Annotated in this window: 6 protein-coding genes and 1 pseudogene; 3 read left to right on the top strand and 4 right to left on the bottom strand. The window is 72.4% G+C overall.

Annotation, left to right across the window (positions count from 1 at the left end):
* The 4 genes from SACSA_RS21635 to SACSA_RS0105200 all read right to left on the bottom strand — a co-directional run.
* Positions 1 to 432: thiamine pyrophosphate-binding protein (locus tag SACSA_RS21635; protein WP_269634782.1), on the bottom strand; the 432-nt coding region annotated here is incomplete at its 3' end.
* The gene (locus SACSA_RS0105210) at positions 429 to 1,838 is read right to left on the bottom strand and encodes an FAD-binding oxidoreductase (RefSeq protein ID WP_019814115.1); all 1,410 of its coding nucleotides are present in this window, start codon (positions 1,836 to 1,838) and stop codon (positions 429 to 431) included. The genes SACSA_RS21635 and SACSA_RS0105210, both read right to left, overlap by 4 nt.
* A 99-nt stretch (positions 1,839 to 1,937) precedes the next feature.
* Positions 1,938 to 2,435 (bottom strand): DUF3830 family protein, encoded by a 498-nt coding sequence (locus SACSA_RS0105205; RefSeq protein ID WP_019814113.1) that lies wholly within the window; start codon positions 2,433 to 2,435, stop codon positions 1,938 to 1,940.
* Between the two features lie 53 nt (positions 2,436 to 2,488).
* Positions 2,489 to 3,742, bottom strand: coding sequence for an aspartate aminotransferase family protein (locus SACSA_RS0105200; RefSeq protein ID WP_019814111.1), 1,254 nt, complete (start codon positions 3,740 to 3,742; stop codon positions 2,489 to 2,491).
* A gap of 211 nt (positions 3,743 to 3,953) precedes the next feature.
* Here SACSA_RS0105200 and SACSA_RS0105195 point away from each other — a divergent pair, with 211 nt between their 5' ends.
* The 3 genes and pseudogenes from SACSA_RS0105195 to SACSA_RS25725 form a co-directional block, all read left to right on the top strand.
* Positions 3,954 to 5,417 carry an NAD-dependent succinate-semialdehyde dehydrogenase gene (locus SACSA_RS0105195; protein ID WP_019814109.1) on the top strand — a complete coding sequence of 488 codons (1,464 nt, stop codon included), beginning with the start codon at positions 3,954 to 3,956 and terminating at the stop codon, positions 5,415 to 5,417.
* Positions 5,414 to 6,484, top strand: coding sequence for a tartrate dehydrogenase (locus tag SACSA_RS0105190; RefSeq protein WP_019814108.1), 1,071 nt, complete (start codon positions 5,414 to 5,416; stop codon positions 6,482 to 6,484). The genes SACSA_RS0105195 and SACSA_RS0105190 overlap by 4 nt, the downstream gene beginning before the upstream one ends.
* A 91-nt stretch (positions 6,485 to 6,575) precedes the next feature.
* Positions 6,576 to 7,637: pseudogene (locus SACSA_RS25725) on the top strand (haloacid dehalogenase); the annotation flags it as partial.

Raw genomic sequence — 7,637 nt, 5'->3', positions numbered from 1 at the left:
GGCGACCGCGGCCGCCGCGTCGGCACCCACGTCACCGGCGCAGGCGCTGCGGCGTACCCAGCCCGCCAGCGAGCCCGCCACCGCCTCGATGTCGGACTCCAACGGTGCGTCGTGGCGCTTGTGGTGGGTGGCGTGGTCGCCCACCACGTTGACCACCGGAGTGTGCGCCCGGCGCGCGTTGTGCAGGTTCGCCAGCCCGTTGCCCAGGCCGGGGCCCAGGTGCAGCAGGGTCGCGGCGGGACGGTCGGCGATCCGCGCGTACCCGTCGGCGGCGCCGGTGACCACGCCCTCGGCCAACCCCAGCACCCCGCGCATCCGCGGCACGTTGTCCAGCGCGGCCACGAAATGCATCTCGGAGGTGCCGGGGTTGGTGAAGCACACGTCGACGTCGGCGTCGACGAGCGTGCTGATCAGCGCCTGCGCGCCGTTCATCGCCATGGTCTGTCCTCCTGGCCGCCGAAGAGCACGCCGGGATTGAGGATTCCGGCGGGATCGAAGGCCTGTTTGACTCGTCTCATGAGGTCGATCGTGACCGGGTTCTCCAGTTCGAGGAAGTGCCCGGTCTTGGCGTGCCCGAGACCGTGCTCGCCCGAGATGGCGCCCCCGAGGCGCATCCCGGCCGCGAGAATCTCGTGGAGCAGGGCCGCGCGCTTGTCCGGGTCCGGCTGGAACACCGCGAGGTGGACATTGCCGTCGCCCGCGTGCCCGCAGCCGATCACGCCGGACTCGGCGCGGGCGGCGGCCTCCCGCGCCTCGGCCAGGAACGCGGGCAGCTCGGAGCGGGGCACCACCACGTCGAGCACCTCGTCGGCGCCCGCCGCCTTCGCCGTCCAGAAGGCGTTCTCGCGCGCCTGGATCAGCTTGCGGGCCGAGGCACCCTCCAGCACGTACACCTCCGAGGCCCCCGCCGTGCCGAGCAGCTCGCCCAGGGTCTGCACGTCGGCGTCGAGCCGGTCGGCCTCACGGCTTTCCAGCCCGACCACGAGGTAGGCCTGTGTGGCCTCGCGGACCGCGTCGGGGATGCCGAGCGTGACGTCGGTGCTGTGGGTGATGGCGGCCATGGTGAGCGCGTCGATGTACTCCAGGATGTGCGGCGTCAGCCCGCTCGCGACGACCTCCGGCACGGCGCGCATGACCGTGTCGAGGTCGGCGAACGGGGCGAGCACGGTGGCGCCGTGCGCCAGCCGGGGATGGAGCTTGACGGTGACCTCCGTGGCCAGGGCGAGCGTCCCCTCCGAGCCGATCACGAGCTGGGTCAGGTCGTAGCCGCTGGACACCTTGGCGATCTTGCCGCCGGTCCGGACCAGCTCGCCGGTCGGCAGGGCCAGTTGCAACCCGAGGACGTTGTGGCGGGTGACGCCGTACTTCACCGCGCGCATGCCGCCGGCGTTGGTGCCGACGTTGCCGCCGACGCTGGCGCTCATCTCGCCCGGGTAGACGGTGTAGCCGAGCCCGGCCGAGGCCGTGCGCTCGTCCAGTTCGGACAGCGTGACACCGGGCTGCACCACGGCGACGTGGTTGGTCGTGTCGATCTCGACGACGGAATTCATCCGTTCGAACGACACCACGATTCCCTCGGGATGCGGACGGGCCGCGCCTGACAGGCCGGTCCCGGAGCCGCGCGCCGTCACGGGCACCCGGTGCTCGGTGGCCGTGGCCAGGACGGCGGCCACCTCCTCGGCCGTGCCGGGCAGGACGACGTGGGCCGGTGTCACCGTGCCGCCCACCAGCGCCTCGTCACCGGTGTAGTCCTTACCGACGTCGTCACCGGTGAGCAGGTTCCCCGTGCCGACGATCTCGGCGAGCCGCTCTGCCGCGCCGCCCGTTGCCTCACCCATGGCGGAAGCCTAATACGGCCGTCGAGACCCCGGCTATGAGTTCTTTTCGCCTTCGCGGGTGTGAGCGTCCGAGAAGCCCGTCCGCCCACACCCGTCCGCTCAGGCGCGCGCGAACGACAGCGTCTCGCCCTCGACCCCGCGCAGCCACAGGTCCTGCGCGGCGGCGGCCATCTCGGGAAGACCCTGCTCGATCGTGGCGAACACGTTGCCGGGCACCCAGCCCGCGTCACCGTTGATCAGCAGGTTGTTGCGCCCGTAGAAGATGGCCAGGTCGGTGGCGCCCTGCTCGCTGTGTGCCGCGCTGTCCTCGTCGTAGCCGTAGGCCGGGTTGCCGATCTCCCACGGCTCGAAGCCGAAGTAGCAGACATCGCCCGGGATCGGGGTGACGGTGGGGTTCTCCCGCCCCGGCTTCGGATCGGCGAACGGCGGCACCAAGGTGTAGACCTCGTTGCGCGCGTACTTGGCGTGGTAGGCCGCCCCGCTCTGCGGCAGTGCGTCCCACACCGCCCGGCACGTGCGCGGGGCCTCGTCGTCGAGCAGCCTGGCGCGGCAGGACACCCCGCGCTTGTCCAGCGTGATCGTGATGTATCGGGCCACGGACTCTCCCACTCTGTGTTCCCGGGCGGCCGGTGCCGCCGTCGGGGCGTGCGTCACTTGGCGACGGCGGCGACGACCTCGCCCCAGATGTCGAGGGCCTCGTCGATCTGCTCGGAGGTCACCACCAGCGGCGGGATCATCCGGACCACGTTCATGAACGCGCCGCAGGTGAGCAGGAGCAATCCCTTCTCGGCGGCCTTCTTCTGCGCGGCCTGCGCCGTGGCGTTGTCCGGCTTGCCCTCCGCGGTGACGAACTCCGAGCCGACCAGCAGCCCGAGCCCGCGCACGTCTCCGATGCCCGCCGTCTTGTCGCCCACCGCGCGGGCGCCGTCGAACAGTTGCCTGCCGCGGGCGGCGGCGTTGTCGACCAGGTTCTCCTCGGCGATGACGTCCAGGGTGGCCAGCGCCGCCGCGCACGCGACCGCGTTGCCGCCGTAGGTGCCGCCCTGCGAGCCGGGCCAGGCCTTGCCCATGAGGTCCTTGGAGGCCGCGATCCCCGACAGCGGGAAGCCGCTGGCAAGGCCCTTGGCGATGAGCACCACGTCCGGGTGCACGTCGAAGTGCTCGTGTCCCCAGAACCGTCCGGTGCGGCCGAAGCCGGTCTGGATCTCGTCCAGCACGAGCAGGATGCCGTGCTCGTCGGCGCGCTCGCGCAGGCCGGCGAGGAACTCGGCGTTCGCGGGCACGTAGCCGCCCTCGCCGAGCATCGGCTCGACGAAGAACGCCGCCGTCTCCTGCGGAGACGTCTGAGTGGCGAACAGGTAGTCGAGCTCGCGCAGCGCGAAGTCGGTCGCGGTCTTCTCGTCCCACCCGTAGTGGTAGGCGTACGGGAACGGCGCCACGTGCACGCCGGACATCAGCGGGGAGAAGCCCGCGCCGAACCGCGTGCCCGAGGTGGTCATCGACGCCGCCGCCACGGTGCGGCCGTGGAAGCCGCCCTGGAACACCACCACGTTCGGCCTGCCCGTGGCCTGCCGGGTCAGCCGCAGGGCCGCTTCGACCGCCTCGCTGCCCGAGTTGGCGAAGAACAGCGAGTCGAGCCCGCTCGGCAGTACCTCGCCGAGCCGTTCGCTGAGTTCGAGCAGCGGCCGGTGCATCACGGTGGTGTACTGGCCGTGGATGAGCTTGCCGACCTGCTCCTGGGCGGCGCGGACCACCTTCGGGTGGCAGTGCCCGGTGCTCGTCACCCCGATTCCCGCGGTGAAGTCGAGGTGCCTGCGCCCGTTGGTGTCGTAGAGGTAGGCGCCTTCACCGTGCTCGACGACAACGGGGGTCGCCTGCTTGAGAATGGGGGAGAGCTGGGCCATGGCAGCGTGCTCCTTCGCGACGGTGGCCGGTCCGCGGTGTGCCGGGACGGAAATCCCCCGCGGCGTTCGTCGTGGGGTTGAACGCCGTCGTGGGGTGGAACGCCTTCGCGGCACTGGGCCCGGGCGGGCCCGGCAGGGTTGTAGATTGTCAACAATATTCGTAGCATGGGGCGCGCAGCGGCGCAAACAGCTACTTTCGGAGGAGTTTCGGATGGGCACGGTGAGCGAGTCGGGCGTGGTGGACGCGGTCAACAAGGAGTTGTTCCTCGGTGGCAAGTGGACCCCCGCGTCCGAGGGCCGGACCTTCGCGGTCACCGACCCGGCGACCGGCGAGGTCCTGTGCGAGGTCGCCGACGCCACGGCCGCCGACGGCATGGTCGCGCTCGACGCCGCCGTCTCCGCGCAGGAGAGCTGGGCCCAGTGCCCGCCGCGCGAGCGCGGGGAGATCCTGCGCCGCTCCTACGAGGCGCTCATGGCCCGCCAGGAGGAGCTGGCGCTGCTGATGACGCTGGAGATGGGCAAGCCGCTGGCGGAGGCGCGTGGCGAGATCGCCTACGCCGCCGAGTTCTTCCGCTGGTTCGCCGAAGAAGCCGTGCGCATCGACGGCGGCTACGCGGTCGCGCCGAACGGCTCGGGCCGCTTCCTGGTCACCAAGCAGCCGGTCGGCCCGTCGTTGCTGATCACGCCATGGAACTTCCCGATGGCGATGGGCACGCGCAAGATCGGCCCCGCTGTCGCCGCGGGCTGCACCATGATCGTCAAGCCCGCCGCGCAGACCCCGCTGTCCATGCTGGCGCTGGCGCGCATTCTCGCCGACGCCGGACTGCCCGACGGGGTGCTGAGCGTGCTCACCACCAGCGACGCGGGCGGGGTGATGGAGCCGCTGATCCGGGACGGCCGCGCGCGCAAGCTCTCCTTCACCGGTTCCACCGGCGTGGGCCGCAGGCTGCTGGAGCAGTGCGCAGACAAGGTGCTGCGCACGTCGATGGAACTCGGCGGCAACGCGCCGTTCCTCGTCTTCGACGACGCCGATCTCGACGACGCGGTCGAGGGCGCGATGGCGGCCAAGATGCGCAACATCGGCGAGGCCTGCACCGCCGCCAACCGCTTCTACGTGCAGCGGGGGATCGCCGACGAGTTCTCCCGCAGGCTCACCGAGCGGATGTCGTCGCTGCCCATCGGCCGGGGCACCGAGGACGGCGTCGTGGTCGGCCCGCTGATCGACGAGGCGGCCGTGGACAAGGTGTCCGCCCTGGTCGCCGACGCCGCCCAGCGCGGTGCCGACGTGCTGACCGGCGGCGCCACCGTGGACGGGCCCGGCAACTTCTACCAGCCGACCGTGCTCACCGGCGTGCCCACCGACGCCCGGATGGCCGACGAGGAGATCTTCGGCCCGGTCGCGCCGATCACGGTGTTCGACACCGAGGAAGAGGCGCTGGCCGCCGCCAACGACACGGAGTACGGCCTCGTCGGTTACGTCTACACCAGCGACGTCAAGCGCGCCCTCCGGGTCAGCGAGCGACTGGAGACCGGCATGGTGGGCCTGAACCAGGGTGTGGTGTCCAACCCGGCCGCGCCGTTCGGCGGGATCAAGCAGTCCGGCCTCGGCCGCGAGGGCGGCACCGTCGGCATCGACGAGTTCCTGGAGACAAAGTACGTGGCGGTGAGCCTGTGACGGCGGCGGAGCGGCGCGCCTACGCCGTCGCGGCCGTGCCCGGCGACGGGATCGGCGTGGACGTGACCGTCGAGGCGCGAACGGTGCTCGACGCGGCGGCCGAGCGGCACGGGTTCACGCTGCGGTGGACGGAGTTCGACTACAGTTGCGAGCGCTACGCCCGAACCGGCGCGATGATGCCGGACGACGGTGTGGCGACGCTGGCGGCCTTCGACGCGATCCTGCTCGGCGCCGTCGGCTTTCCCGGGGTCCCTGATCACGTCTCGCTGTGGGGCCTGCTGATCCCGTTGCGCCGGGCGTTCTCCCAGTACGTCAACCTCCGGCCCGTGCGGCTGCTGCCGGGGACCACGTCCGTGCTCGCGGGCCGCCAGGCGCACGAGCTGGAGATGGTGATCGTCCGGGAGAACTCCGAGGGCGAGTACTCCACCCTCGGCGGCAGGCACAACGAGGGGCAGCCGGGCGAGTTCGCGCTCCAGGAGGCGGTGTTCACCCGCACCGGGGTCGAGCGCGTCATCCGCTATGCCTTCGAACTCGCCCGTACCCGCTCGAAGCGGGTGTGCTCGGCGACCAAGTCGAACGGCATCATCCACACCATGCCGTTCTGGGACGAGATCTTCGCCTCCGTGGCGGCCGAGTACCCGGACGTGGAGGCCGAGTCGTGTCACATCGACGCGCTCGCCGCGCGCATGGTGCAGGCGCCGGACCGGCTCGATGTCGTGGTCGCGTCGAACCTGTTCGGGGACATACTCAGCGACCTCGCCGCCGCCGTGACCGGCGGGCTGGGCATGGCCCCGTCCGGCAACATCAATCCCGAGCGCACGCACCCGTCGATGTTCGAGGCCGTGCACGGCAGCGCTCCGGACATCGCGGGCCAGGGCATCGCCAACCCCGTGGCCCAGGTGCTGACGGGGGCGATGCTGCTCGACCACCTCGGTGAGGCCGAGGCCGCCACCGCGGTGCGCGCCGCGGTCGAGAAGGTCCTCACCGAAGGCCGGGCGCTCACACCGGATCTCGGCGGCTCCGCGAGCACGAGCGAGGTCGGCTCGGCGCTGGCCGAGGCGCTCTGACGTCCTCACCCGCGCACGCGCACCGGCCCCGCTCGCCGGTGCGCGTGCGACGCGCCGGTTCGCCCTGCGCGGATCGGGGCATCCCGTTGCCATGAACGTGTTCGGGCTGCCGGTGCCGGGCCCGCTCACCGTGGCCGGTGCCGCGCTGGGAACCGTGCGCGGAGCCGCTGCGCTGGCCGCTCGTCCCCGGCGGCACGTGTGGTCGTCGCCCACGCGCCACTACATCGAGGTACACGGGGTGCACGGCGAGGACGGAGCGGCGGTCGCGCGCCGGGTCGAGAGCGCCGTCGAGGCACACCCCGGCGTGCACTGGGCGCGGGTGAACGCGCCGTCGTCCCGCGTGGTCGTGGCGCTGTCCGACCCGGCCACCCGGCGGGGACCGCTGGTGGACGCCGTCCGCAGGGCGGAGCGGATGCCGTCCGAGCCGGAGGAGGTGGCCGCCGAGGACGAGGCGCTGCACCCGGCCGCCGGACTACGGGGAACCAGGTTGGTGCCCACGCTCGCCGTCGATGTGCTCGCGCTGACCACGTCGCTGCTCACGCGGCTGGCCCCGTGGGCGCCGTTGCCGCCCGAACTCGCGGCCCTCATCGGAACGCTCGACCACCACCCCGGCCTGCGGGAAGGAGTGGCGCGCCGCGCGCACAGTCACTCGCGCGCCGAGTCGCTCACCTCGATGGCGGGCGCGCTCGCGCAGGGGCTCGCGGCGGGTGGGGAAGGCGTGGTGCTCGATGTGGCCCAGCGCGGCGGGCAATGGCGGGAGGCCCGCGCACTGGAGCGCTCGTGGAACGCGGTCGAAGACCGGTGGGTGACCGGCCCGGAGGCCGTTCGTGCCGAGGCCGCGCCCGTCGAGCGCCCCGTTCCGCTGCCGGAGGGCCCGGTCGAGCGCTACCAGCGCAGGGCGTTCGCCGTGGGAGCGGCGGCAGCGGCGACGGCGTTGCCGTTCACGGGACCGCGCAGGGCCGCCGCCGTCGGACTGGCGGCGGTGCCCAAGCCGGTGGAGACGGCGCGCTCGGCGTTCGGCAGCGCCCTCGGGCGCGTGCTGGCCCGCCGCGGTGCCGTCGTGATGGACCGGACGGTGCTGCGGCGGATGGAGCGCATCGACGCGGTGGTGTTCGACCGCGCGGCGCTGGAGACGGGGCGGCTCGCGCTGACC

The organism is Saccharomonospora saliphila YIM 90502 (assembly GCF_000383795.1).
Taxonomy (GTDB): Bacteria; Actinomycetota; Actinomycetes; order Mycobacteriales; family Pseudonocardiaceae; genus Saccharomonospora; species Saccharomonospora saliphila.
The sequence above is the reverse complement of the archived record's forward strand: the minus strand, read 5'-3'. Positions and strand labels throughout refer to the sequence as shown.

What these genes read in the sequence shown, in the direction of transcription:
- SACSA_RS0105210 (WP_019814115.1), bottom strand. Translation starts at nt 1,838, where the DNA reads ATGGGTGAGGCAACGGGCGGCGCGGCAGAGCGGCTCGCCGAGATCGTC.
- SACSA_RS0105200 (WP_019814111.1), bottom strand. Translation starts at nt 3,742, where the DNA reads ATGGCCCAGCTCTCCCCCATTCTCAAGCAGGCGACCCCCGTTGTCGTC.
- SACSA_RS0105195 (WP_019814109.1), top strand. Translation starts at nt 3,954, where the DNA reads ATGGGCACGGTGAGCGAGTCGGGCGTGGTGGACGCGGTCAACAAGGAG.